This is a genomic window from Winslowiella iniecta (genome assembly GCF_001267535.1).
GTDB classification, from domain to species: Bacteria; Pseudomonadota; Gammaproteobacteria; order Enterobacterales; family Enterobacteriaceae; genus Erwinia; species Erwinia iniecta.
This window is the reverse complement of sequence record NZ_JRXE01000014.1, coordinates 125,617-128,084: the sequence shown is the minus strand read 5'-3', so window position 1 is coordinate 128,084 and position 2,468 is coordinate 125,617. Positions and strand designations below refer to the sequence as shown.

The 2,468-nt window shown below is 53.4% G+C and carries 2 protein-coding genes; one reads left to right on the top strand and one right to left on the bottom strand.

Annotation, left to right across the window (positions count from 1 at the left end):
* Window positions 1–168: 168 nt before the first annotated feature.
* Window positions 169–1,413 carry an N-acetylmuramoyl-L-alanine amidase AmiC gene (gene amiC, locus NG42_RS11620; protein ID WP_052899518.1) on the bottom strand — a complete coding sequence of 415 codons (1,245 nt, stop codon included), beginning with the start codon at window positions 1,411–1,413 and terminating at the stop codon, window positions 169–171.
* A 215-nt stretch (window positions 1,414–1,628) separates the two neighbouring features.
* Between amiC and argA the strand changes: the two genes are divergently transcribed.
* A partial coding sequence (gene argA / locus NG42_RS11615) for an amino-acid N-acetyltransferase (protein WP_241488345.1) occupies window positions 1,629–2,468 on the top strand: 840 nt, incomplete at its 3' end.

Sequence of the window (2,468 nt, the reverse complement as noted above, 5' to 3'; positions counted from 1 at the left end):
TGGAGCAGCCTGGTAGCTCGTCGGGCTCATAACCCGAAGGTCGTCGGTTCAAATCCGGCCCCCGCAACCACTATTAAAGCACCTGAAAGGGTGTTTTTTTGTATCTGGCGTTCGCCACTCCCCCATTGTTGCCAGCAGCACAGGCGACGAAAACGCCGCCCTTCTTTGCTATTTCCTTGCGACTGCCCCACCATTGGCAAAATACGCCTTAATTCCGGCCAGAATAGATTCTGCAACCTGCTGCTGAAATTTTGCCGTACGCAGCTTACGCTCCTCCTCCAGATTACTGATAAACGCCGTTTCGACCAGAATCGACGGGATATCCGGAGCCTTAAGTACCGCGAAGCCCGCCTGATCGACAGTGCGTTTATGCAGATGATTCACCTTACCCAGTCGCGACAGGACTTCTTTACCAAATTTCAGGCTGTCATTAATGGTCAGGCTTTGCACCATATCGAACATGGTGTGATCGAGGTAGCGATCGCCACTGCGGCTTACCCCACCAATTAAATCGGATTCGTTCTGCGTTTGCGCGAGGAAACGCGCTGCCGTTGAGGTCGCCCCTTTGGTCGACAGGGCAAATACCGATGAACCGCGCGCGGCACGGTTAGTAAAAGCATCGGCATGGATCGAGACAAACAGATCGGCGCGCTGCTTACGCGCTTTGGCGACACGCACTTTCAGCGGAATAAACACATCCTCATTGCGGGTCATATACGCCCGCATATTCGGTTGCTTGTCGATCAGCGCTTTCAGACGACGGGCGATCTTCAATACCACATCTTTTTCGCGCGTCTTATGCTTACCTATCGCCCCTGGATCTTCACCGCCATGCCCCGGATCGAGCATAATCACAATCGGTCGATCGCGTCCGGCTTTACCCGGTAACGGCGCGGCGGCAGGTTGAGTTCTCTCCAGGTTGCCCTGATTGTAATCTTCCAGCAATGCCAGCAGCGGATCATCTGCCACATTACCTTGCGACGGATAGAGATCGAGCACCAGACGATCTTTGATGCCGGCAACCGGCGGCAGGGTGAAAATACGCGGAGCCACGCTGCGCTTGAGTTCCAGCACCAGCCGCACGGTATTTTTATCGAACTGCCCTACTCGGGCGTTTTTAATCCAGGGATCGTTATTCAGTACCAGCTTCCCCACCCCTTTCATTACCTGATTGAGGTGCAGATTTTCGATATCGATGACCACGCGTTCCGGGTTGCTCAGGGCAAACTGCTTATATTTAAGTGGGACGTTAGATTCCAGTGTCAGGCGGGAGTAGGTTGACGAGGGCCAGATGCGCACCGCAACCACATGACTGCTGGCAGCCATGCCAACCTGACTAACGCTTAGCAGCCAAACCGCGCCGGCGCTTTGTAACAATCGGCGACGACTGAGGAATGAGTTTGATTGGGACATGCCGCTCCAGTTTACTGTGGTGTGTCTAAAAAACAGCCAAAAAAAACCAGGATGGCAAAAACTTTAGCGAATCCATTAAACGCTGTCACCCGGAAAAAGCGAATAAATGCAGAGAATTAGCGGGGGGAAAGTCGCGTAACTGGTGATAACTAAGGATAATTGCCTCTTGCATCGCGGGCAATAAAAGAATAAAAATACAGAAATTCCGAATAAAAATGCAAAGAGGGTTGGCCGTGAAGGAACGTAGTACTGAGCTGGTTCAGGGTTTTCGCCATACCGTTCCCTATATCAATGCGCACCGCGGCAAGACGTTTGTCATTATGCTGGGTGGCGAAGCGATCGAGCATGAAAACTTCTCCAGCATCGTCAATGATATCGGCCTGCTACACAGCCTCGGCATCCGGCTGGTGGTGGTGTATGGCGCCCGCCCGCAAATTGACACCAACCTGGCTGAGCATCAACTTGAACCGGTTTATCATAAGCACACCCGCGTTACCGATGCGCAGTCGTTAGAGCTGGTCAAACAGGCGGCAGGTCGTCTGCAACTGGATATCACCGCCCGGCTGTCGATGAGCCTGAACAACACGCCATTGCAGGGTGCGCATATTAATGTGGTCAGCGGTAACTTTATTATCGCGCAGCCGCTGGGCATCGACGACGGCGTCGACTATTGCCACAGTGGACGCATTCGTCGTATCGACGAAGAGGCGATCCATCGCCAGCTCGACAGCGGTGCCATTGTGCTGATGGGGCCAGTTGCGGTGTCCGTCACCGGCGAGAGTTTTAACCTGACGTCAGAAGAAGTGGCGACCCAGCTGGCGATCAAGTTAAAAGCAGAAAAGATGATTGGCTTCTGCTCAGAGCAAGGTGTCACCAATGATCAGGGCGAGATTATCTCTGAACTGTTCCCGAATGATGCTCAACAGCGAATTGAAGCGCAGGAAGTCCACGGCGATTACCTCTCCGGTACCGTGCGTTTTCTGCGTGGTGCGGTAAAAGCCTGCCGCAGCGGCGTGCGTCGCAGCCACTTAATCAGCTATCAGGAAGACGGGGCT